The following is a 20,364-nucleotide window of genomic DNA, read 5'->3' as shown; positions in this document are numbered from 1 at the left end:
AGGCTTCCTCCTAAAAGAAAGCCTTGAATCACGTTCCGTCTGATTTGAGAATCCCAAGAGTCCACACAGCCTAGAGCGTTTTCGAGCGAAGTGGATACCGGTTCGCGTAGCAATCAAGTTTACGCAGATTGCGTAGACTTATCTGCGTAGAAAACGCGTCAAATCAAGAATCTAGAGCTTCGGTTCTGATTCAATCAGAACCGAAAATGCTCTAGCCTGCGTTGGTAGATGACATGACACCGAAAAACACAGCGGCGCTAACCGCGCATTCACCAAACGGTCTCGCAGAAGTCGAGGAGGAAATCGCGCGCGCCTGCAAGGATGCGCGTCGCGATCGTGGCTCGGTGACGTTGATCGCGGTGTCGAAAACATTCAATGCGGATGCGATTTCGCCCGTCATCGCGGCCGGACAGCGCGTTTTCGGCGAGAATCGCGTGCAGGAAGCCAAGACGAAGTGGCCTGCCTTGATGCAGGCCCATCCCGACATCGTGCTGCATCTGATCGGGCCGTTGCAATCCAACAAGGCGAAGGAGGCGGTGGCGCTGTTCGATGCCATCCATTCGGTGGACCGCCCCAGCATTTGCGAAGCGTTAGCCAAGGAAATCAAAAACCAGAACCGGCAGCCGCAATTGTTCATCCAGATCAATACCGGCGAGGAGCCGCAGAAGGCCGGCATTTCCCCGTCCGAGGCCGATGCCTTCATCGCGCGCTGCCGGGAGCATTACGGGCTTTCGATCTCGGGCCTGATGTGCATCCCGCCCGTCAACGACCCCCCTGCCCCGCACTTTGCGCTGACGGCCAAGATCGCCGCACGCAACGGCCTGACGAATCTCTCGATGGGCATGAGCGCCGATTTCGCCACAGCGATCCAGATGGGCGCGACCCATGTGCGCGTGGGATCGGCGATTTTTGGGGCAAGATAGCTACGCGGTTGCGTTGCGTTCGCGCGCAATAATGCGAAGAGGGCCGTGAGCTCCAATCTATCTCCTTACCCTGAGGAGGCCGCGAAGCGGCCGTCTCGAAGGGCGAGGCCACCGGCGGGCCCCATGGTTCTCCGAGCGATGCGCAGCATCGTCCGGGAGACGCGCTGCGCGCTCCTCACCATGAGGGTCTAAGAGCGGGCCGCGGGTCACAGATCTACCTGCCCTCTAACCAATCACGATCCGCGTCTGCGGGCTCATTCGCCGTAATAGCCGCAGCATCGAGGATTTGGTCATCGAGACGCAGCCAGCGGTCGGCGCGAAATTTGGACGGGCCAGATGCAGGAACACCGCGCTGCCGCGGCCAGCGATGCGCGGGGTGGTGTTGTGGTCGATCTCGATGATGAAGTCGTAGAGACGATCCTCGCGCGTCAGCCGGTCGCCGTTCTGCTCGCGGGTCAGCCGCACCGGCCGGTTGTAATGGCGGTCCCGCGGGTCCTCGCACCAGGCGTCCTCGGGCCGAATGGGACGGGTGGGCAGGAAGCTCGCCGGTCGCGGGGAGCGGTCCGCCCGCCACCATAATTGTCGGGGGCGGAAGACACCCCTAGGGGTGCCGCCGTCGCCCTCGCGCTTATTGGCGAGGATGCCGCCCCGGCCAAGTGCAACCGGTACCGACCAACCGTCGGCGGTCAGCCACCCCCGGCACGGGTTACCGGCGGCGGGTTGGACGCGGACCAGGGACAACGGCCGATCACGCGCGGTTGTCTCATAAGTGATTGAAAAACTGGAACTTCTCATGTGAATCAAAAAGCCCGCGCCTTGCCTGCCCGGCCCCGATTGTTCTATCTGGCGGGATTACAGCACATTCATCCAATCGGCTGCTGATTTGGGATAGACTGTGATCGGCTTGTGAATCGGTAATGAACGACTACCTACACAGCGAGTCTCGCCATCAAGTCTCGGCCAAAGCGCTGTCCGCTTGTGTCCGCTGCTGCCTGCCTCCAAGAGGATCGTTCCTATGGCCAATGCCCGCAAGATTTTGATCGTGGATGACGACACCGACCTGCGTGACACGCTGGTCGAGCAACTTTCCCTTCACGAGGAATTCGAAGCCTCCGCAGTCGATACCGGCGCCAAGGGCGCCAGCGCCGCCAAGACCAACTCTCCCGATCTGGTCCTGATGGATGTGGGCCTTCCCGATACCGATGGCCGCGAGGTGGTGCGGTCCTTGCGCAAAGGCGGCTTCAAGGCGCCGATCATCATGCTGACCGGCCATGACACCGATTCGGACACCATCCTCGGCCTCGAATCCGGCGCCAATGATTATGTGGCAAAGCCCTTCCGCTTCGCGGTGCTGCTGGCCCGGATCCGCGCGCAGCTCCGCCAACACGAGGCGAGCGAAGACGCGGTGTTCTCCGTCGGTCCCTACAGCTTTCGGCCCGGCTCGAAGATGCTGACCGCCGCCAATGCGCGGAAAGTGCGGCTGACCGAGAAGGAGACCGCGATCCTGCGCTTCCTCTATCGCGCCGGCCAGATGCCGGTGTCGCGCGAGACGCTGCTGCAGGAGGTCTGGGGCTACAATTCGGGCGTCACCACCCATACGCTGGAAACGCATATTTACCGGCTCCGGCAGAAGATCGAGAAAGATGCCGCCAATCCCGAGATCCTGGTGACGGAAGCCGGTGGCTACAAACTGGTGCCGTGATACGATTCGCGACCGAATCGTATCCCCGGTCACCGGCCTGAATGTCGATCGAAGATGACGTAGCGCTGCTCGAACGCGTCTCCACCTTGCGCCTGCTGGGGGATACTGCTTTGCGCATGCTTGCGATCGGCTCCGAACAGCGAAATTTCGAACCCGGCGACGTTATTTTCCATGCCGGCGACCAGGCGGATGCGGGCTATGTCGTACAGCGCGGCGCTTTCCGCGTGGAAGATGGCGGTGCCGAGATCATCGCAGGCCCCGGCGCGCTGATCGGCGAGCTCGCGCTGATCGTGCCGATGAAGCGGCCGTCGACCGCGACCGCGCTGGAGCGCGCCACCTGTGTTCGAATTTCGCGCAGCCTGTTTCAACGCGTGCTGGAAAGCGATCCCGCCGCGGCGCGAAGGCTACGCGACGAATTCGCCACCCGCACCAGCCAGCTTGCCAGCGATATCGTGGTGGCGGGCGGGAAGTTGAGTTCGTAACTGCCTGTCGTCCTCGCGAAAGCGAGGACCCATAACCACAGACAGCCGTTGTGGCGGAAGCAAGTGGTTGCGGCGGAGCACACCACAAAAGCCTGTGGTTATGGGTCCCGGGTCAAGCCCGGGACGACAGCTGGCTACACCTCCAGCGTCACCGTCACCGGCACGTGGTCCGATGGACGCTCCCAGCCGCGGGCGTCGCGGGTGATCCTGAAATCCGTGACGCTGTCCTTCAGCGCGCGCGAGACCCAGATGTGGTCGAGCCGGCGGCCGCGGTCGCCGACGGTCCAGTCGGCGGCGCGATAGCTCCACCAGGTGTAGACTTTCTCCGACAGTGGAATGCGCTCGCGTGCGACGTCGAACCATTCGCCATGCACCTGCGCCGCGAGCAGCTTCTCGGTTTCGATCGGGGTGTGCGAGACGACCTTCAGGAGCTGCTTGTGCGACCACACGTCGTTTTCGTGCGGGGCCACGTTGAGATCGCCGACCAGGACGTGACGGTCGTCGCCGCGCGGGTGCAGGGGCTCGCAGGCTTTCATCTCGTCGAGGAATTGCAGCTTGTGCTCGAATTTCGGATTGAGCGCGGGATCGGGGATGTCGCCGCCGGCCGGCACATAGAAATTATGCAGCACCAGCGGCTTTGACAATTGTGCCTTGTCGCCGAACTCGACCGAGATGTGGCGGGAATCGATCTTGTCGCAGAAGGTGCGGATGTCGGTCTTCTCGAATGGCACTTTCGAGATGATGGCGACGCCATGATAGCCCTTCTGCCCGTTCAGCGCGACATGCTCATAGCCAAGCCGTTTGAACCGCTTCAACGGAAAGGCGTCGTCGATGCATTTGGTCTCTTGCAGGCAGAGCACGTCCGGCCGCGCCTGCTTGATGAACTTGGCGACGAGGTCGATGCGCAGACGCACCGAATTGATGTTCCAGGTTGTGAGGGAGAGACGCATGGGAACTGCGTCTTAGCATGGATTGCGGCGGTGGATAGGATTGTCCACAGGGGACGCGTAGGGTGGGCAAAGCGGAGCGTGCCCACCATTTACGTCGGCGTGTTGATGGTGGGCACGCTGCGCTTTGCCCACCCTGCAATCCTACGAACTACTATCCCGGCGGGGTCGCGTAGTTGGTAAAATCGATCTTGAACAGGCCCGGATCGATCTTCCTGGTGGAATCGAGATTGTAGACGGCGACGGTGGTGTCGTAGCCCTGCGGATCGGTGATTGTCCATTGCTTGAGCTGGCCGTCCTTGGCGCCGACCATCAGCATCAACCGGCTGGTGCCGATCAGCGCCTGCTTCTCCTCGATGATGATCGAGACGAAGACATCGTCGGCGGTGACGCTGACGACGTTGGTGTCCTTCATCAGGTCGATGCGGTCGGATAACAGATAGCGCAGCGGCGTCTGCGACAGCGGATAGATATCCTGCGTGGCGAGCTTGCGGTCGCGCACCGCGACCGAGGAGCCGTCGGCGACGATGTCGATCGGGCTTGGCGGCTCATATTCGAAGCGCACCTTGCCGGGCTTCTGGATATAGAAATCGCCCTTGGTCTTGGAGCCGTCGGGGCCGACCTGCACGAAACTGCCGGCGAGCGATTGCAGCGAGGAGAGATAGCTGCTGATCCTCGCGGCCTGCGCCTTCTGGTTGGCATCGAACGTCGTGAAGATGCTGGCGGGAACGTTGCGGCGCGGATCGGGGATGACAGGGGTCGGCGGCGTCTGTGTCGAGCCTGTCGTCGCGGGGCCTCTCTGCTCCTGCGCGCTCAGCTGCGTGCCATCGCGGCCCTTCGGCGCGGGCTTCGGCACCGGCACGTTCTGCGCCGATGAGGGCGCGGCGCCGGCGATCGACGTGGCGATCAGGATCGCCAATCCGGAATGGATGGCGCGATGGACGTGCTGTTTGGCCATTCGGTATTTCGGATTCTGATGCAACGCGTGTTCCGACTTTAGGGGCATGATCTTTTCGGAAAACCGGTGCCCACTTTTCCGGATCATGCCTGAGTTTACCGTGGGTGATGCCGCGGGGATATCGCTTTTCCGTGAAATTCTCGGGGCGGGATCACATGCTGCCTTCTTCTTCGATCAGGACCTCGCGCTTGCCGGCATGATTGGCCTGGCCGACAACGCCCTCGAGTTCCATCCGCTCCATCAATGAGGCCGCGCGGTTGTAGCCGATCTGCAGCCGCCGTTGAATATAGGATGTCGAGGCCTTGCGGTCGCGTTTCACGATCGCCACCGCCTGCGCATAGAGGTCGCCGCCGCCGCCGTCCCCGCCCATGCCGGTGGAGTCGAATACCGCGCCGTCCTCGTCGGTCGGCTCTTCGGCGGTAACGGCTTCCAGATACTCCGGGGCGCCCTGCGTCTTCAGGTGGCGCACCACCTTCTCGACTTCGTCGTCGGAGGCAAACGGGCCGTGCACGCGGCTGATGCGGCCGCCGCCGGCCATGTAGAGCATATCGCCCTGCCCCAGCAGTTGCTCGGCGCCCATCTCGCCCAGGATCGTGCGGCTGTCGATCTTCGAGGTGACCTGGAAGGCGATGCGGGTCGGGAAGTTGGCCTTGATGGTGCCGGTAATGACGTCGACCGAAGGACGCTGCGTGGCGAGGATCACATGCAGGCCGGCGGCGCGCGCCATCTGCGCAAGGCGCTGCACCGCGCCTTCGATGTCCTTGCCGGCGACCATCATCAGGTCGGCCATCTCGTCGACGATGATGACGATGTAGGGCAACGGATCGAGGTCGAGCTTCTCCTCCTCGTAGATCGCCTTGCCGGTCTCCTTGTCGAAACCGGTGTGCACGGTGCGCGTCAGCTCTTCGCCCTTGCCCTTTGCCTCGACCAGGCGCGCATTGTAGCCGTCGATGTTGCGCACACCGAGCTTGGCCATCTTCTTGTAGCGCTCTTCCATCTCGCGCACGGCCCATTTCAGCGCGACCACCGCTTTCTTGGGATCGGTGACGACCGGCGTCAAAAGATGCGGGATGCCGTCATAGACGGAGAGTTCGAGCATCTTGGGATCGACCATGATCAGGCGGCACTGGTCGGGGCGCAGCCGATACACCAGGCTCAGGATCATGGTGTTGATCGCGACCGATTTGCCGGAGCCGGTGGTGCCGGCGATCAGCATATGCGGCGTGCGCGCGAGATCGATGATGACGGGTTCGCCGCCGATGCTCTTGCCGAGGCAGAGCGGCAGCTTTGCCACCGAGTCGATAGCTTCCTTCGCGACCAGGAGTTCGCGCAGGTAAACCTTTTCGCGATGCAGGTTCGGCAATTCGATGCCGATGGCGTTGCGGCCGGCGACGACGGCGACGCGAGCCGACAGCGCGCTCATCGAGCGGGCGATGTCGTCGGCGAGGCCGATCACGCGCGACGACTTGATGCCGGGCGCTGGCTCGAGCTCGTACAGCGTCACGACCGGACCCGGATTGGCTTTGACGATCTCGCCACGCACGCCGAAATCCTGCAGCACGCCTTCGAGCGCGCGCGAATTGGCTTCGAGCTCGGCCTTGCTCTGCGGCTGGCGGTCGGCGGCCTTCGGCGCTGACAGCACCGAGACCGAGGGCAGCTCGAACTTGTCGGAGGATTTCTTCTTCGCACGCGGCTCGGCCTTCTTACGCGGGGCGCGGGCGACGGGCGCTTCCTCGGCTTCTTCCTCCTCGTCTTGTTCCTCTTCCTCTTCGATCTCCTCGTCGAATTCCTCGCTCGCCTCCGGCACCACGGACGGCGCGGCACGGCCGCCGAGACTGGGCTCCTGCCGCTCGAACGCGGCTGCGCTGCGTTGTGGCGCGCTCGAGACCAGCGACCGATAGGCGGTGCCGAAGAGCCAGCCGAGCCGCGCCTTCGCGCTCATGACAGCGTGGAACAGCCAGCCGAGCGAGATCGAACTGCGGTCCTCCTCGTCGTCTTCTTCGACGAACGGCTCGTCACGATCCTCGATCGCCGTCAGCTCTTCTTCGCTCTCCTTTGCGCCCCAGCCGCTCGCGAACAGGAAGCTCGCGGTCATCGCCACGAACAGGATGGTGCCGAGCACCAGGCGAAAGATCATGCCGGCCGGGCCGAACACCACTGCCGGTGCGCGCACCAGCGCATCGCCGACCACGCCGCCGAGCCCGGTCGGCAATGGCCAGGCGCCATTATGCGGGAAGCAGCTCGCAAAGCCCGCGGCGATCACGGTGGTGAGGATCCAGCATGCCAGCCGCAGCGCCTCGCGGTCGAAGGCGCGATGCGTCAGCATGCGCCAGCCCCACACCGCGATGGGGAGGATCAGCATGATGGCGCCGAGGCCCAGGATCTGCATCAACAGATCGGCGCCGATCGCGCCGGGATAGCCGAGGATGTTGCGGATCGGGCGCGAGGTGGCGTGGCTGAGACTCGGGTCCTGCACCGACCACGTCATCAGCGCCGCGGCGGCGACGCCGGCAAGCGTGATCAGGCACAGCCCGCCGAATTCTCGCACCCGCCGCTCCAAGGCTTCGCGGATCGGGACCGGCAGATGGCCGACCAGGGGAATGACACGTTCGATCGCTGGCATACGCTTCCAAAGCCTTGCGATTAACTTAAGGTTTCGACCAGGCGGTGCAGCGCCTCGGCCGTTGATTCACTGTCGGAGACCAGCGCGAGCCGGATATAGCCCGCGCCCGGATTGGAGCCGTCGGCTTGCGGCCGCGCCAAATAGCTGCCCGGGATCACGCGCACGCCGGCATCGCGATAGAGTTTCACCGTCGCCGCCTCATCGCCGCCGCGCTCGGAGACGTCGAGCCAGACGCAGAAGCCGCCGGCCGGACGCTGATAGCCATAGCGGCTGCCGAGGATCTGGTCGGCGAGATCGAACTTGATCCGGTAGAGCCTGCGGTTCTCCTCGACATGCGCCTCGTCGCTATAGGCGGCGACCGCGACATGCTGCAGCGGCACCGGCACTTGCGGCGCCGCCACGTTGCGTAGCTCGTGGAAGGCGGCGAGGAATCTCTTGTCGCCGGCGGCAAAGCCGACGCGCATGCCCGGCAGGTTCGAACGCTTCGAGAGCGACTGGAACACGACCACATTGGTGAAGTCGGGGCCGGCATGTTCCAGCGCGCTGCCGGGAGCTTCCCGGGTGTAGATCTCCGAATAGCATTCGTCGCTCAAAATGATGAACCCGAAACGAGCGGCGAGCGCCTTCAGCCGCGCGAAATAATCGCCCGAGGCGACCGAGCCTTGCGGGTTTGCGGGCGAAGCGATGTAGAACGCCACCGTGCGCGCCAGCAGCGCGTCATCCAGCGCGTCGAGATCGGGCAGGAATCCGTTGGCCGGCGTGGTCGGCAGATAGACCTGCTCGCAGCCGGACGCGCGCGCGCCGGCGCCATAGGCCGGATAGAACGGGTTCGGCATCAGGATTGCCGGCGTCCCCGCGCGCGCGCCGACATAGCGGGCGGCGGTGATGGCGGCGAAGAACAGGCCCTCGCGGCTTCCGTTCAGCACCAGCACTTCGGTCTCGGGATCGACCGGCCGCGGCAGGTGGAACCGGGTCGAAAGCCAGTTCGCCGCCGCGCGGCGGAACGGCTCGATGCCCTTGGCGAGCGGATAGCGGCCGAACTCGGCGGTGTGCTTGGCCAGCACCGGCCCGACAAAGGCGGGAACCGGGTGCTGCGGCTCGCCCAACGACAGCGTAATCAATGGCTTGCCGGGTTGGTACGGTGCCAGCAGCTCGGCCGTGCGCGCAAACGGGGAGCGTTCGGCCTGACCGGCCGGCATTACACTGCCGGCGTCTTGCGCCACGCCGGAGGGAGCGGTCATTGCCATGTCTAAACGCCAGCACTTTCAATGCGGTCGAGGGGAATCCAGCTCGACCGTAAATTGATCCAGTCACCATAGATACGGCGAGGTTAAGACGCGATTAACCATCGGTGCCGCTGGACAATTTGCGTGGTATTACCATATTTTCTCTGGGTATTACCGGGCAATTGGAGATCAGCGATGACAACGACTGTCACCCGCAAGGGCCAGGTGACAATCCCAAAGCCGCTTCGCGATTACCTGGGTATTGGTCCGGGCAGCGAGGTCAATATTCGCCGTAGCGACGACGGCAGCGTTCTGATCGAGAGAGCTGATGGACCGCGGCCGGCCAGCCGATTTGCCAAGGCGCGTGGCTCCGCGGGGCGGGGCATGACGACTGACGAACTGATGGCCCTTCTGCGTGATGAGCCGGAATGACCCTCGTCGATTCGAATGTCCTTCTCGACCTCGCGACCGACGACGAGAAATGGGCCGACTGGTCGCAGGTGCAGCTCGAACGGGCGGCATCGGCTGGGCCATTGTTCATCAACAATGTCATCTACGCAGAAGTCTCGATACGCTACGACAAGGTCGAAACCGTCGACGCCACACTCTGCGACTTGAAAATCGAGCTGGCAGAGATCCCGCGCGCCGCGCTCTTTCTTGCCGGCAAGGCCTATCTCCAATATCGCGCCGCCGGTGGCAGCCGCACAGGGGTACTATCTGATTTCTTCATCGGAGCCCATGCTGCGGTGGAGCAGCTGCCACTCTTGACCCGCGACGTGCGGCGCTATCGCACCTATTTTCCAACTGTCGCGCTGATTGCGCCGGAAGGCGAACGGTAGCACCTCGAGCAGCCCTGCCGCGTCGGCAGCCGTTAGAAGGCCGGCTTGCCCTCTCCTTTCTTCGGGCCGCGGTCAAAAAGAAAGGGGCTCCAACTTGCGCTGGAGCCCCTCAACGGTCAGGGCATTGCCGGGTATGTGCCCGAACCGTAGTTCTGGGTGTGATCCCGGGAGAGATCACACCCCGGGAGAACTCACATGTTGTAAGCGCGCTCGGTGTGCTCGGTGATGTCGAGGCCTTCGCGCTCGGTCTCGACGTTGGCGCGCAGGCCGACGATCACGTCGACGACCTTGTAGAGGATGGCCGAGCCGATGCCGGACCACACCAGCGTGGTGCAGACGCCCCAGAGCTGGGAGGTCATCTGGGCGACGAAGTCGTAGTCGCCGATCTTGCCGGCGACATAGTCCATCACGCCGGTGCCGCCGAGCGCCGGGTTCACCAGGATGCCGGTGCCGATCGCGCCGACGATGCCGCCGACGCAGTGGACGCCGAACACGTCGAGCGAGTCGTCGTAGCCGAGCGCATTCTTCACCACGGTGCAGAAGAACAGGCAGACCACGCCGACCACGAGGCCGAGCACGATCGCGCCCATTGGGCCGGCGAAGCCGGCGGCCGGGGTGACCGCCACGAGGCCTGCGACCGCGCCCGAGATGGCGCCGAGCACCGACGGATGGCCCTTGATGATCCATTCCGCGAACATCCAGGACAACGCCGCCGCCGCGGTCGCGACGAAGGAGTTGGTCATGGCGAGCGCGGCGCCACCGGAAGCCTCGAGGTTCGAACCGGCATTAAAGCCGAACCAGCCGACCCAGAGCAGCGAGGCGCCGATCATGGACATCGTGAGCGAGTGCGGAGCCATCAGCTCCTTGCCGTAGCCCGTGCGCTTGCCGATCAGGATCGCGCCGACCAGGCCGGCGATGCCGGCGTTGATATGCACGACCGTGCCGCCGGCGAAGTCGATCGCGCCCTTCTTGAAGATCCAGCCGGCGTCAGCATTGATCTCGTCGAGCTTGGCCTGCGCCGCGGTCTTGGCCGCGCCGTCAGCCGCAGCCGCCAATGCCTTCGCCGCATCCGTGATCGCGTCCGGTCCGGCCCAGTACCAGACCATGTGGGCGATCGGGAAGTAGATCAGCGTCACCCAGAGCGGGATGAACAGCGCGAGCGCGGAGAACTTCATGCGCTCGGCGAAAGCGCCGACGATCAGCGCCGGCGTGATCGCCGCGAACGTCATCTGGAAGCAGACATAGACGAGTTCGGAGATATTGGCGTCGACGCTGAAGGTGGCCGCCTTCGAGTCCGGCGTCACGCCTGCCAGGAAGGCCTTGGAAAAGCCGCCGATGAAATCCGAGCCGCCGGTGAAGGCGAGGCTGTAGCCGTAGAGCGCCCAGAGCACGGTGACGATGCACACCGTGTAGAACACCTGCATCAGCACCGAGAGCATGTTCTTGGAGCGGACCAGGCCGCCATAGAACAGCGCGAGTCCCGGGATCGTCATCAACAGCACCAGCACCGTCGATGTCATCATCCAGGCGTTGTCGCCCTTGTTGACGGTCGGCTCGGCATAGGCAGCGGTCGCAGCGAACAAGCCGAATGCGAGTGCCGCCAATCCCGCGCCATGGGGACGTTTGAACGTCATGTTATTCTACTCCTGAATTGTAAGGTTTGAGCGCGAAATCAGAGGGCCGCGGCATCGGCCTCGCCGGTGCGGATGCGCACCGCGTGGTCGAGGTTGATGACGAAGATCTTGCCGTCGCCGATCTGTCCGGTCTTTGCCGCCGATGTGATGGCGTCGATAGTCTTGTCGACCTGGTCGGCCGCAACCGCGACCTCGATCTTGATCTTGGGCAGGAAGCTCACGGCGTATTCAGCGCCGCGATAGATCTCAGTGTGGCCCTTCTGGCGCCCGTAACCCTTGACTTCCGTCACCGTGAGACCGTGAACGCCAATGGCGGTCAGGGCGTCGCGGACTTCTTCCAGCTTGAATGGCTTAATAATCGCCATAACAATTTTCATGTGTCCTATCCCCGCTTGGGCCCGGTGCAGACGAACCGGGTGTTTTTCGACTGAGATCCACCACGCGGAGAAAATTCACGACGCGGTCACAGCCGCAGGCGTTAGAATCAAATGCCGTGCCAGATCGACGGCACCGCCTAACGGATTATGAATCCGCCCGTTTTCGCGTTTGACGGGAATTGGTCGGACCTGCGCTATTCCGTCGCGCTCAAAACGTAATCAATATTGCCCAATTCATGGGCACGCCAGAGTCTGGACATAATCCTGCCCAGCACGGTGGCAACCTAGAGGTAATATGGTAAGCGAAATTACTGCAGGGCCTCGCCGTGCTGCGAAATATCCAGGCCTTCCAGCTCCTGCTGCAGCGACACCCGGAGCGGGACGAACGCGCTGACCAGCTTCAGCAGCACGAAGGTGATGCCGCCGCACCACACCAGCGTCACGGCGACGCCGGCGAGTTGGATCAGCAGTTGCTGCGGACGGCCCTCGAGCAGGCCGGCCGTGCCGCCGATGGCGCTGGTGGCGAACACGCCCGCGAGCAGCGTCCCGGCCATGCCGCCGATGCCGTGGACGCCGAACACGTCGAGTGAATCATCATACTTGAAGCGGAGCTTCAGCCAGGTGCAGGCCCAGAAGCACACGAAGCCCGCGATGATGCCGATGATGACCGCGTGCCATGGTTCGACGAAGCCCGAGGCCGGCGTGATGGTGCCGAGCCCTGCGACCGCGCCTGAGATCATGCCAAGCACCGACGGCTTGCGTCGCGTCGCCCATTCGATCGCGCCCCAGGTCAGCGCGCCCGCGCAGGCGGAAAGATGCGTGGCGATGATCGCCATCACCGCGCGCGAACTCACGGTCAGTGCCGATCCGCCATTGAAGCCGAACCAGCCGACCCAAAGCAGCCCGGTGCCGATCACTGCGAGCGACAGGTCGAACGGCGACAAGTTCTCGCTGCCATAGCCGTGGCGTCGCCCCAACACTTGCGCGGCGACCAATCCGCTGACGCCGGCCGAAAGATGCACGACGAGCCCGCCGGCGAAATCCAGCACGCCGAGACTTGCGAGGAAGCCGCCGCCCCACACCCAATGTGCGAGCGGAATATAGGCGAAGATGAACCAGCCGACGGAGAACCAGAGATAGGCCGAGAAGCGCATGCGATCGGCGACCGAGCCTGCCACCAGCGCCACGGTGATGATCGCAAACGTCATCTGGTACAGCATGAACAGCGCTTCCGGGATCGTCTTCGCCGCCGGATTGACGCCGTCCATGGTCATGCCGGCGAGGAACCAGCGGTCGAGCGCGCCGATCCACGGTCCATCACCGACGAAGGTGAGAGAGTAGCCGAACATCGCCCAAAGGATCGAGATGATCGCGACGGCCGACAGGCTCTGCGCCATCGTCGCCAGCACGTTCTTCTTGCGCACCATGCCGGAATAGAACAGCGCAAGCCCCGGGATCGTCATCATCAGCACCAGCGCGGTGGCAACGATCATCCAGGCGGTATCGGCGGCGTTGATGGCCGACGTCTCGGCATGCGCCGGCGTCGCCGACAACAGCGTCGCAAGACCAAGCGGCGCGATCAGCCGCGCGGCACGAGAGGATGCCCCCATGGTGTTTCCCCGGCAGAAATGAAATGAGTCTGGTGGATGCGACCGGCGGCGTTGTCGGTCGCGCTCGGAGAGTTTGGAGAAGTTAGAGCGCGTCGCTGTCGGTTTCGCCGGTGCGGATCCGCAGCGCGTGATCGATCGGCGTGACAAAGATCTTGCCATCGCCGATCTGGCCCGTGCGTGCCTTTGCGGTGATGACCTCGACCGCCTTGTCGGCGATGTCGGATGCGACTGCGATCTCGATGCGCAATTTCGGCAGGAAGTTCACGACATACTCTGCGCCGCGGTAGATCTCGGTGTGCCCCTTCTGCCGGCCATAACCTTTGACTTCAGTGACGGTCATGCCGTGGACGCCGATCTCGGTCAGCGCCTGGCGAACCTCGTCCAGCTTGAAGGGTTTGATGATGGCGACGACAAGTTTCATGGCTAGCGGCCCGCATTTTCCTTAAGCACGGCCATCCTTCCTCTTTGGATGACCTTCGATCGCGGGCCAATCTGGCATCTTTCTGAGCAAATGGCACAAAAAAGTTGCAGGTTAAGGGGGAAAACATTGGCAGGCCCTGGTTTCGCTCCCTGTACAGGGGACATGATCGTCCGTCACAATGCGGCTTTCCTGCTTCGCCCGTTGTTCTACTGGCGTCCGTTCCCAAGAATCGTGTTTTCCAAGGAAATGCCATGGCCGATCGATCCTGGTTTTATGCATCCGAGGGCCAGCAAAAGGGCCCGTTTCCCGAATTCCAGCTCCGTGATCTCATCATGCGGGGCACCGTCGGGCCGGATACGCTGGTCTGGACCGAGGGGATGGCCGGTTGGCAGAAGGCGCGCGAGATTCCCGGACTGATTTCGGATCCTTCCAGTTCGGCGATGCCCTCGCAGGCGGGCGGGCCGCCGATCGTCACTGCTGCCGGCTATGCGGGTGGGACGGTCTCGGCCGATCTGCCGATCTGGGAGCTGTTTGGGCGCAGTCTGTGGTTCGCCATTGGCCAGCTCCTGGTGATCCCGGCGCCGTGGTCCGCCACCGGTTTTTATCGCTGGATCATCCCGCACATCAACGTCCCCGGCCGGCCGAATCTCGGTTTCACGGGACAGGTCGGTGACATCTGGTACGTGTTCGTCGCGATCGGGCTCTTGAGCTATACCGGCTGGACCGAGAGCACGACGGTCGAGCTGCTTGCGCCGCTGCTGCAGGCGGCGCTCGGATGGGTGGTCATCCGCTGGATCGCCAGCCATCTCACGTCAAACGGACAGCAGCTCCCGATCGCCTTCAACGGCAGCATCATCGCCTATACCGGGTGGTATCTGTTGTTGGCGATCTCCTTCATCACCATCATCGGTTGGGCGTGGGTGACCACGGCGTGGATGAGGTGGATGTGCCGCAATATCGAGGGCACGCGCCGCGAAATCATCTTCAAGGCGTCAGGCCTCGAGATGCTTTGGCGAACGGTCCTGTTCACCATCGGCTGCCTATTGCTGATTCCAATCCCGTGGGCCTTGCGCTGGTATGCGAACTGGTACCTGTCGCAATTCGCGCTGGTCGAGCGCAGCACGCTGGCGAACGCTTAGAGCAGGGCAAGACGACCTCGGGTTAGTTTCGCGTCGGAGGCACCTCACCTCTCCCGATGGGAGAGGTGAGGCATCGCAACCTTCGCCGCTATCCCAGCTCTACCGCGCGCTACCTGCGTTCGCGCACCGAACCTTCCTGTGCCACTGACGCCACCAGCGTGCCGTCGGGTTTGAAGATCATGCCGCGCGTCAAGCCGCGGCCGCCTTGTGCGCTCGGCGAATCCTGCGCGTAGAGCAGCCATTCGTCGGCGCGGAACGGGCGGTGAAACCACATCGCGTGATCGAGGCTTGCCGGCATCATGCGCTTGTCGAACAGCGTGCGGCCGTAGCGCGCCATGATGGCGTCGAGCAGTGAGAAGTCGGAGGCATAAGCGAGCGCGCACAGATGCAGTGCGGGGTCGTCTGGCAGCTTCGCCGCGGTGCGGATCCAGACATGGATGCGGCCTTCGTCGATCTTCTGGCCGAAATAGCGGCCGAGCTCGACCGGGCGCAGCTCGATCGGCCGATCGGATTCGTAATAGCGGCGGATGAAATCCGGCATTTCGCGGAACATCGGCTGCTTCGACACTTCCTCCGCGGTGAGCTTTTCCGGCGGCGGCACGTCCGGCATCTTCTCCTGGTGATCGAAGGCGCCCTGCTCCTCGGCATGGAACGACACCATGATCGAGAAGATGGCATTGCCGTGCTGGATCGCGGTGACGCGACGGGTCGAATAGCTCTTGCCGTCGCGCAGTCGCTCCACCTGGTAGATGATCGGCACCTGGGGATCGCCCGGCAGGATGAAATAGCAATGGATCGAATGCGGCAGGCGGCCCTCGACCGTGCGGCAGGCTGCAACCATCGCCTGCCCAATCACCTGCCCGCCGAACACCCGTTGCCAGCTCGTTTTCGGGCTGTTGCCGCGGAACAGATTCACCTCGAGGGGTTCGAGATCCAGGATGGAAAGCAGGTCAATCAGGCTTTTTGACATGGATGGCCTTCCATTTTGTTGCGCGGCATTAAGCACCTTGTTTGGTGCCACTGTTTCGCCCAGCTATTATCAGGTAGCAAGCACAGTCTGAGGGCATGAGCGCGTAAGGGACTTGCATGTCGGCACAACGAGGCATTGTCATTTGCGGCGGCGCTTTTGCGGGCTTGGCGCTGGCGCTGGCGCTGCGGCAGGGGCTTGGGACCGAAATCCCCGTCATCGTGGTCGATCCGGCGCTTGGGCAGCGCCCAAGCCGCGATCCGCGGGCGACCGCGATCGTCGCCGCCTGCCGCCGGCTGTTCGAGGCGATCGGCATCTGGGCCGAGATCGCCGACACGACGCAGCCGATCCTCGACATGGTCGTCACCGATTCGCGGCTCGACGATGCGACGCGGCCGGTGTTCCTGACCTTTGCCGGCGATGTCGAGCCCGGCGAGCCGTTTGCGCATATGGTCGAGAACAGGCTGCTGATCGACGCGCTGGTGGTGCACGCCGAGGCCGCAGGCATTGATCTGCGCGCGAGCGCGGTTTCGACCTATGAGGCCAATGCCGATCTCGTCAGCGTGACGCTCGCGGATGGCAGTGCGATCGAAGCGAGCTTGCTGGTCGCCGCCGATGGCGCCCGTTCGAAGCTGCGCGAGCGCGCCGGCATCGTCACCCATGGCTGGGACTACGATCAGTCCGGCATCGTCGTCACCGTCGGCCATGAGCGCGATCACCAGGGCCGCGCCGAAGAGCATTTCCTGCCCGCGGGTCCATTCGCAATCCTTCCGCTGAAGGGAAAACGCTCCTCGCTGGTGTGGACCGAGAACCGCAAGGAAGCGTCCCGCATCGTCGGCTTGAGCGAGGCCGAATTCCACGACGAGCTGGAGCGGCGTTTTGGTTTGCATCTTGGTGAGGTCAAGGCGCTCGACAAGCCGCGCGCGTTTCCGCTCAGCTATTTCGTCGCGCGCTCCTTCATCGCCGAGCGGCTGGCGCTGGTCGGCGACGCCGCGCATCTGATCCACCCCATCGCAGGCCAAGGGCTCAATATGGGCCTGAAGGATGTCGCGGCATTGGCGGAAGTGGTAGTCGATGCGGCGCGGCTCGGCATCGATCTCGGCCAAGCCGATGTGCTCGAGCGCTACCAGCGCTGGCGCCGCTTCGACACCATGGCCATGGGAGTTGCGACCAATTCGCTGAACTTCCTGTTCTCCAACGAATCGACGCTGCTCAGGACCGTGCGCGACGTCGGGCTTGGCGTCGTCGACCGCCTGCCGCCGCTGAAGAGCTTGTTCATCCGTCAGGCGGCGGGGCTGTCGGGCGAAGTGCCGCGGCTGTTGAAGGGCGAGGCGCTGTAGCTCCGTAGCCCAGATGAAGCGCAGCGTAATCCGGGAAATCCCGTGCAAGCGGACGTTGCGGCCCGGGATTGCGCTGCGCTCCATCCGGGCTACGAACTTGCTTCGTCGCTATCGCTCCTCGCAATGACGGCTCAAATCCATCACTCGATCTTGCGCGCTTCTTCCGGCAGCATGATCGGGATGCCGTCGCGGATCGGATAAGCGAGCTTTGCGGAGCGCGAGATCAATTCCTGGCGAGCCGCGTCGAACTCCAGCGGGCCCTTGGTGATCGGACAGACCAGGATTTCCAGGAGTTTTGGATCGGCGGTGCTTTCGAGATGATCGGTCGGGGAGTTCATGATGGTCTTCCAGCTTGACGGCTCGTCTTTATCACATTCGATCAGCGCGCCGCCATCCGCAAAAGCTCGTCGACGATCGCCTGCTGTCTTGCTTTCGGCAGCGGCTGCTCCGTCAGCGCGTGGCCGAGGAATGCCCAATAAAGAATTTGCGCGCGGGCGCGGGCGACGTCCTCGGTGAGACCCGCCCGTTTCAGGAGGCCTTCGACATAGCCGAGCCGCCGCTGGTCGATCGCCTGCACGGCGGCGCGCGCTGAAGCGTTGACGCTCGCCCAGCTTCGCACCGCATTTTCCAGCGCCGGCTTTTCGGAAAACACGCGTCGCAGCAGCACGGCGAGTGCGTCGGAACCTGTCGCTGCCGCCTCGACATCGACGATGATCCGCTCCGCAGCGATCTCACGCCAATGTTTCAGGATGGCGGCGTGGTAGGCGGCGATGTCGGCAAAGTGCCAGTAGAAGCTGCCGCGGGAGACGCCCATCTCCTTTGCCAAGGGGTCGGCCTTTAGCGCGGTGAAGCCGCGTCTTGCCAGCGCTTTCAGGCCCTGGTCGAGCCAGTCCTTGGCGGAAAGCTGATCGGTCATGTCGCCCACCATACACCAGTGTATTGACAGGCGCCAATGCGCGCGCGATAACTATACACACCTGTATGGAGGCGAACGATGCGCGATATCCTGCTGCAATGTTCCGGCCTCGCCGCGATCGCGGCGGCGCTGATCCACGGTTACCTCGGCGAGTTCAAGGTGTTTCCGAAAATGACGATCGAACCGGCGCGGCTGCGCACGCTGATCCGCCTGGTCTGGCAGGCCGGCACGGTGGCGTGGATCGGCGGCGGCGTGCTCTTGCTCGCCGCGCCCTGGATGGCCTCGGAGGTGGCGCGGCACTGGATCGTCGTCACGCTGGCCTGCGTGTTCGCTTTCGCGGCCCTCGCCAATGCGGTCGCGACGCGCGGCCGGCATTTCGGCTGGATGGCGCTCACCGCCGTGGTGGCGATGGCGGTCGCGGGGTATTAGCCAAATGTGACGCTGTCATTCCGGGGCACGCGCAGCGTGAACCCGGAATCCATCGCGCCGCGTCAGCCGGTGGAGAAATGGATTCCGGGCTCGCGCTTCGCGCGCCCCGGAATGACGGCGGAGGGGCGTGACGCGCAACTACGAGCGAATCACTGCAGCGGCGGATCGCCGCTGGTGCGCTTCTTGGCGAGATCCATCTCGGTCACCGCGATCAGGATTTCGGCGCGGGTCTTCAGGTCAGGCGCTTCCAGCATCGCCTGCTTCTCCGCCGGGCCATAGGGCGACATCATTGCGAGCGCGTTGACCAGCGCCTCGTTGGGCGCGGCTTCGATGCCGGCCCAGTCGACCTTCAAATTGTTGGCCTTGAGGAAGTCTGTCAGCACCGAGAGCAGCGCTTCGCGGTCGACGTCCTCCTCGCCTTTGCGCGCGACGAAATCACCCGAGAAGGAGAAGAAGTCGACCTTGCACTGGCGGTACGCAGTCAGGACGTTGAGCTCCTCGACCACCTTGAAGCGCGCCACGCCGGTGAGTTCGAGGATATAGCGGCCGTCGCCGGATTCGGCGAGCTGGGTGATGCGGCCGACGCAGCCGACGCGGAACAACGCCGGCTTCTCCTCATTGTGCGAATGCGTCACGTCGGGCTGGATCATGCCGATCAGCCGATGGCCGTCGCGGAAGGAGTCGTCGACCATCGCAAGATAGCGCGGCTCGAAGATGTTGAGCGGCATCTGGCCGCGCGGCAACAATAGCGCGCCGGCAAGCGGAAAGACCGGGATTACCTCGGGAAGCTCGGCCGGGCCCCGATATTCGGCATTGATCGGCATCTGTGGCCCCGGTGTTATGCGCGCGCGCTCTAGCTAAGAGAACAGGATCGTCGACAGCCGCTTTCGTCCCTCGACGGTCGCTTCATCCGCCCCGCCCCACGCTTCGAAGAACTGGACGAGCTGCTTGCGCGCGCCGTCGTCGTTCCACTTGCGATCGCGCCTGACGATCTCCAGGAGCTGGTTGGTCGCCTCGCTGCGCTTGCCCATCGCGTTCAGCGCGGTGGCAAGATCGAACCGCGCCTGATGATCGAGCGGATTTGCGGCGACTTTCTGTTCCAGTTCGCCGATCGGTCCGACCGACTCGGCCTGCTCGGCAAGGTCGATCGCGGCCTGCACGGCCTTGACGGCCGGATCGTTGCGCTTGGACTCCGGCACCATGCCGAGCGTCTGCTTAGCCTGGTCGATCGCGCCTGTCGTGACATAACATTTGGCGAGACCGGCGAGTGCGGCGATATTGGTGGCATCGATGCCGAGCACCTCGGCATAGATCTGCGCCGCGGCCGCGGCGTCGCCTTCGGCGAGCACGGCGTCGGCCTCTTTCAGGATTTCCGCGATGTTCGGCTCGCCCGCGGCCGGGACGCCCTTGGTCAGCCGCTCGATGAAGGCGTTGACCTGGCTCTCCGGGATCGCGCCCATGAAGCCGTCGGCCGGCTGGCCGTTGACGAAGGCGATGACGGCGGGGATCGACTGGATGCCCATCTGGCCGGGGATCGACGGATGCTCGTCGATGTTCATCTTGACGAGCTTGACCCGGCCCTTGGCGTTGGTCACCACCTTTTCCAGGATCGGGGTGAGCTGGCGGCACGGGCCGCACCAGGGCGCCCAGAAATCGATCAGCACCGGCTGGCGCTTCGACTCCTCGATGACGTCCTTGACGAACGTCTGGGTGGTCGTTTCCTTGATCAGATCGCCTGCCTGCGGCGCCGGACCGCCGCCCTGCTCAACTATCGTCACGATATCCTCGCCTGATGTCCCGAGATTGGCGCCTGTTCTAGCACGGCCGGAAC

The 20,364-nt window shown here is 63.6% G+C and carries 22 protein-coding genes; 8 read left to right on the top strand and 14 right to left on the bottom strand.

The annotated features are described in order from the left end of the window. The first annotated feature begins 233 nt into the window (after positions 1–233). On the top strand, positions 234–923 hold the full coding sequence (locus AC5ZG5_RS26895; protein WP_456644681.1) for a YggS family pyridoxal phosphate-dependent enzyme: 690 nt from the start codon (positions 234–236) through the stop codon (positions 921–923). 225 nt (positions 924–1,148) lie between these two features. On the opposite strand, the gene AC5ZG5_RS26890 is transcribed toward AC5ZG5_RS26895, so the two are convergent. Continuing rightward, a complete protein-coding gene (locus AC5ZG5_RS26890) occupies positions 1,149–1,718 on the bottom strand; it encodes a L,D-transpeptidase family protein (protein WP_456644682.1) in 570 nt (189 codons plus the stop codon). Between the two features lie 220 nt (positions 1,719–1,938). On the opposite strand from AC5ZG5_RS26890, the gene AC5ZG5_RS26885 reads away from it, so the two are divergent. Both AC5ZG5_RS26885 and AC5ZG5_RS26880 read left to right on the top strand, forming a co-directional pair. Continuing rightward, positions 1,939–2,625: a response regulator transcription factor gene (locus AC5ZG5_RS26885; protein WP_027582830.1), complete on the top strand. Its 687-nt coding sequence runs from the start codon at positions 1,939–1,941 to the stop codon at positions 2,623–2,625. A 41-nt stretch (positions 2,626–2,666) separates the two neighbouring features. After that, positions 2,667–3,107: a cyclic nucleotide-binding domain-containing protein gene (locus AC5ZG5_RS26880; RefSeq protein ID WP_028164759.1), complete on the top strand. Its 441-nt coding sequence runs from the start codon at positions 2,667–2,669 to the stop codon at positions 3,105–3,107. 134 nt (positions 3,108–3,241) lie between these two features. On the opposite strand, the gene AC5ZG5_RS26875 is transcribed toward AC5ZG5_RS26880, so the two are convergent. The 4 genes from AC5ZG5_RS26875 to AC5ZG5_RS26860 form a co-directional block, all read right to left on the bottom strand. Continuing rightward, on the bottom strand, positions 3,242–4,057 hold the full coding sequence (locus AC5ZG5_RS26875) for an exodeoxyribonuclease III (RefSeq protein ID WP_028164758.1): 816 nt from the start codon (positions 4,055–4,057) through the stop codon (positions 3,242–3,244). Between the two features lie 151 nt (positions 4,058–4,208). Further along, positions 4,209–5,012 carry an outer membrane lipoprotein carrier protein LolA gene (locus tag AC5ZG5_RS26870; RefSeq protein ID WP_456644683.1) on the bottom strand — a complete coding sequence of 268 codons (804 nt, stop codon included), beginning with the start codon at positions 5,010–5,012 and terminating at the stop codon, positions 4,209–4,211. A 151-nt stretch (positions 5,013–5,163) separates the two neighbouring features. Continuing rightward, on the bottom strand, positions 5,164–7,635 hold the full coding sequence (locus AC5ZG5_RS26865; RefSeq protein ID WP_456644684.1) for a DNA translocase FtsK: 2,472 nt from the start codon (positions 7,633–7,635) through the stop codon (positions 5,164–5,166). Positions 7,636–7,655: 20 nt separating this feature from the next. Continuing rightward, on the bottom strand, positions 7,656–8,882 hold the full coding sequence (locus AC5ZG5_RS26860) for an aminotransferase class I/II-fold pyridoxal phosphate-dependent enzyme (protein ID WP_456644685.1): 1,227 nt from the start codon (positions 8,880–8,882) through the stop codon (positions 7,656–7,658). 174 nt (positions 8,883–9,056) lie between these two features. Here AC5ZG5_RS26860 and AC5ZG5_RS26855 point away from each other — a divergent pair, with 174 nt between their 5' ends. Both AC5ZG5_RS26855 and AC5ZG5_RS26850 read left to right on the top strand, forming a co-directional pair. Next, the gene (locus AC5ZG5_RS26855) at positions 9,057–9,293 is read left to right on the top strand and encodes an AbrB/MazE/SpoVT family DNA-binding domain-containing protein (RefSeq protein WP_130226310.1); all 237 of its coding nucleotides are present in this window, start codon (positions 9,057–9,059) and stop codon (positions 9,291–9,293) included. Continuing rightward, on the top strand, positions 9,290–9,700 hold the full coding sequence (locus AC5ZG5_RS26850) for a type II toxin-antitoxin system VapC family toxin (RefSeq protein ID WP_456644686.1): 411 nt from the start codon (positions 9,290–9,292) through the stop codon (positions 9,698–9,700). Before AC5ZG5_RS26855 ends, AC5ZG5_RS26850 begins: the two co-directional genes overlap by 4 nt. A 191-nt stretch (positions 9,701–9,891) precedes the next feature. On the opposite strand, the gene AC5ZG5_RS26845 is transcribed toward AC5ZG5_RS26850, so the two are convergent. The 4 genes from AC5ZG5_RS26845 to AC5ZG5_RS26830 all read right to left on the bottom strand — a co-directional run bounded on the left by AC5ZG5_RS26845 (position 9,892) and on the right by AC5ZG5_RS26830 (position 13,742). Next, positions 9,892–11,334, bottom strand: coding sequence for an ammonium transporter (locus AC5ZG5_RS26845; RefSeq protein WP_130226308.1), 1,443 nt, complete (start codon positions 11,332–11,334; stop codon positions 9,892–9,894). Positions 11,335–11,372: 38 nt separating this feature from the next. Beyond that, on the bottom strand, positions 11,373–11,711 hold the full coding sequence (locus AC5ZG5_RS26840) for a P-II family nitrogen regulator (protein ID WP_028164751.1): 339 nt from the start codon (positions 11,709–11,711) through the stop codon (positions 11,373–11,375). Between the two features lie 308 nt (positions 11,712–12,019). Then, positions 12,020–13,321, bottom strand: a complete 1,302-nt coding sequence (locus AC5ZG5_RS26835) for an ammonium transporter (RefSeq protein ID WP_130226307.1) — start codon at positions 13,319–13,321, stop codon at positions 12,020–12,022. A gap of 82 nt (positions 13,322–13,403) precedes the next feature. Then, positions 13,404–13,742, bottom strand: coding sequence for a P-II family nitrogen regulator (locus AC5ZG5_RS26830; RefSeq protein ID WP_028164749.1), 339 nt, complete (start codon positions 13,740–13,742; stop codon positions 13,404–13,406). Positions 13,743–13,993: 251 nt separating this feature from the next. Here AC5ZG5_RS26830 and AC5ZG5_RS26825 point away from each other — a divergent pair, with 251 nt between their 5' ends. Continuing rightward, complete coding sequence (locus tag AC5ZG5_RS26825; RefSeq protein ID WP_456644687.1) at positions 13,994–14,881, top strand: DUF4339 domain-containing protein; 888 nt, start codon at positions 13,994–13,996, stop codon at positions 14,879–14,881. Positions 14,882–14,990: 109 nt separating this feature from the next. Here the strand turns inward: AC5ZG5_RS26825 and tesB are convergent, their stop codons facing one another. Beyond that, positions 14,991–15,851, bottom strand: coding sequence for an acyl-CoA thioesterase II (gene tesB, locus AC5ZG5_RS26820; RefSeq protein ID WP_456644688.1), 861 nt, complete (start codon positions 15,849–15,851; stop codon positions 14,991–14,993). Between the two features lie 116 nt (positions 15,852–15,967). Between tesB and AC5ZG5_RS26815 the strand changes: the two genes are divergently transcribed. After that, positions 15,968–17,188, top strand: coding sequence for a ubiquinone biosynthesis hydroxylase (locus AC5ZG5_RS26815; protein WP_456644689.1), 1,221 nt, complete (start codon positions 15,968–15,970; stop codon positions 17,186–17,188). Positions 17,189–17,328: 140 nt separating this feature from the next. Here AC5ZG5_RS26815 and AC5ZG5_RS26810 read toward each other — a convergent pair whose 3' ends face one another. Further along, positions 17,329–17,526 carry a Trm112 family protein gene (locus AC5ZG5_RS26810; protein WP_028165232.1) on the bottom strand — a complete coding sequence of 66 codons (198 nt, stop codon included), beginning with the start codon at positions 17,524–17,526 and terminating at the stop codon, positions 17,329–17,331. 41 nt (positions 17,527–17,567) lie between these two features. Further along, on the bottom strand, positions 17,568–18,104 hold the full coding sequence (locus tag AC5ZG5_RS26805) for a TetR/AcrR family transcriptional regulator (protein ID WP_456644690.1): 537 nt from the start codon (positions 18,102–18,104) through the stop codon (positions 17,568–17,570). 78 nt (positions 18,105–18,182) lie between these two features. On the opposite strand from AC5ZG5_RS26805, the gene AC5ZG5_RS26800 reads away from it, so the two are divergent. After that, on the top strand, positions 18,183–18,533 hold the full coding sequence (locus tag AC5ZG5_RS26800) for a hypothetical protein (protein WP_130226304.1): 351 nt from the start codon (positions 18,183–18,185) through the stop codon (positions 18,531–18,533). Between the two features lie 149 nt (positions 18,534–18,682). Here the strand turns inward: AC5ZG5_RS26800 and AC5ZG5_RS26795 are convergent, their stop codons facing one another. Together AC5ZG5_RS26795 and trxA are read right to left on the bottom strand one after the other, a co-directional pair. Continuing rightward, entirely contained in the window at positions 18,683–19,357 is a 675-nt protein-coding gene (locus AC5ZG5_RS26795) for an LON peptidase substrate-binding domain-containing protein (protein ID WP_028165229.1), read from the bottom strand. Between the two features lie 33 nt (positions 19,358–19,390). Continuing rightward, the gene (gene trxA / locus AC5ZG5_RS26790; protein WP_028165228.1) at positions 19,391–20,311 is read right to left on the bottom strand and encodes a thioredoxin; all 921 of its coding nucleotides are present in this window, start codon (positions 20,309–20,311) and stop codon (positions 19,391–19,393) included. Positions 20,312–20,364 lie beyond the last annotated feature (53 nt).

This window comes from Bradyrhizobium sp. Ses1 (assembly GCF_059512365.1).
The sequence above is the reverse complement of the archived record's forward strand: the minus strand, read 5'-3'. Positions and strand labels throughout refer to the sequence as shown.

Excerpts from the sequence above, each read along its gene's own strand:
- AC5ZG5_RS26815 (WP_456644689.1), top strand. The coding sequence starts at position 15,968 with ATGTCGGCACAACGAGGCATTGTCATTTGCGGCGGCGCTTTTGCGGGC.
- AC5ZG5_RS26825 (WP_456644687.1), top strand. The coding sequence starts at position 13,994 with ATGGCCGATCGATCCTGGTTTTATGCATCCGAGGGCCAGCAAAAGGGC.
- AC5ZG5_RS26800 (WP_130226304.1), top strand. The coding sequence starts at position 18,183 with ATGCGCGATATCCTGCTGCAATGTTCCGGCCTCGCCGCGATCGCGGCG.
- AC5ZG5_RS26850 (WP_456644686.1), top strand. The coding sequence starts at position 9,290 with ATGACCCTCGTCGATTCGAATGTCCTTCTCGACCTCGCGACCGACGAC.
- AC5ZG5_RS26875 (WP_028164758.1), bottom strand. The coding sequence starts at position 4,057 with ATGCGTCTCTCCCTCACAACCTGGAACATCAATTCGGTGCGTCTGCGC.
- AC5ZG5_RS26830 (WP_028164749.1), bottom strand. The coding sequence starts at position 13,742 with ATGAAACTTGTCGTCGCCATCATCAAACCCTTCAAGCTGGACGAGGTT.
- AC5ZG5_RS26805 (WP_456644690.1), bottom strand. The coding sequence starts at position 18,104 with ATGACCGATCAGCTTTCCGCCAAGGACTGGCTCGACCAGGGCCTGAAA.
- AC5ZG5_RS26885 (WP_027582830.1), top strand. The coding sequence starts at position 1,939 with ATGGCCAATGCCCGCAAGATTTTGATCGTGGATGACGACACCGACCTG.
- AC5ZG5_RS26860 (WP_456644685.1), bottom strand. The coding sequence starts at position 8,882 with ATGGCAATGACCGCTCCCTCCGGCGTGGCGCAAGACGCCGGCAGTGTA.
- tesB (WP_456644688.1), bottom strand. The coding sequence starts at position 15,851 with ATGTCAAAAAGCCTGATTGACCTGCTTTCCATCCTGGATCTCGAACCC.
- AC5ZG5_RS26795 (WP_028165229.1), bottom strand. The coding sequence starts at position 19,357 with ATGCCGATCAATGCCGAATATCGGGGCCCGGCCGAGCTTCCCGAGGTA.
- AC5ZG5_RS26870 (WP_456644683.1), bottom strand. The coding sequence starts at position 5,012 with ATGGCCAAACAGCACGTCCATCGCGCCATCCATTCCGGATTGGCGATC.
- AC5ZG5_RS26865 (WP_456644684.1), bottom strand. The coding sequence starts at position 7,635 with ATGCCAGCGATCGAACGTGTCATTCCCCTGGTCGGCCATCTGCCGGTC.
- AC5ZG5_RS26810 (WP_028165232.1), bottom strand. The coding sequence starts at position 17,526 with ATGAACTCCCCGACCGATCATCTCGAAAGCACCGCCGATCCAAAACTC.
- AC5ZG5_RS26895 (WP_456644681.1), top strand. The coding sequence starts at position 234 with ATGACACCGAAAAACACAGCGGCGCTAACCGCGCATTCACCAAACGGT.
- AC5ZG5_RS26845 (WP_130226308.1), bottom strand. The coding sequence starts at position 11,334 with ATGACGTTCAAACGTCCCCATGGCGCGGGATTGGCGGCACTCGCATTC.
- AC5ZG5_RS26890 (WP_456644682.1), bottom strand. The coding sequence starts at position 1,718 with ATGAGAAGTTCCAGTTTTTCAATCACTTATGAGACAACCGCGCGTGAT.
- AC5ZG5_RS26840 (WP_028164751.1), bottom strand. The coding sequence starts at position 11,711 with ATGAAAATTGTTATGGCGATTATTAAGCCATTCAAGCTGGAAGAAGTC.
- AC5ZG5_RS26880 (WP_028164759.1), top strand. The coding sequence starts at position 2,667 with ATGTCGATCGAAGATGACGTAGCGCTGCTCGAACGCGTCTCCACCTTG.
- AC5ZG5_RS26855 (WP_130226310.1), top strand. The coding sequence starts at position 9,057 with ATGACAACGACTGTCACCCGCAAGGGCCAGGTGACAATCCCAAAGCCG.
- AC5ZG5_RS26835 (WP_130226307.1), bottom strand. The coding sequence starts at position 13,321 with ATGGGGGCATCCTCTCGTGCCGCGCGGCTGATCGCGCCGCTTGGTCTT.